Origin of the sequence: Pauljensenia sp. UMB3104, from assembly GCF_030217285.1 — a bacterium.
In the GTDB taxonomy this organism is placed as follows: domain Bacteria; phylum Actinomycetota; class Actinomycetes; order Actinomycetales; family Actinomycetaceae; genus Pauljensenia.
Genome location: NZ_JASONN010000554.1, coordinates 1 through 241, shown reverse-complemented (window position 1 = coordinate 241; position 241 = coordinate 1). Strand labels below are relative to the sequence as shown.

The following is a 241-nucleotide window of genomic DNA, read 5'->3' as shown; positions in this document are numbered from 1 at the left end:
GGATGCGAAGCACCTGCTGATGATCGTCACCGGAGAAGGCAAAGCTGACGCGGTTGCAGCGATGATCGAGGGTGGCGTTTCGGCTCTCTGGCCGGCGTCCATCATCCAGATGCACCCCAGCGTCACGGTTCTGCTCGACGAAGCGGCTGCCTCAAAGCTCGCCCACAAGGAGGTGTACACGACCGCGTGGGAGATCCTGCGATGAGCGCCGCGGGTGCACTCCCAGTCAACGGACTGGTCG

General features: G+C 63.5%; 1 pseudogene. It reads left to right on the top strand.

From position 1 onward, the window contains the following. Positions 1 to 205, top strand: a pseudogene (locus QP415_RS12765) (glucosamine-6-phosphate deaminase); the annotation flags it as partial. Between the last annotated feature and the right edge of the window lie 36 nt (positions 206 to 241).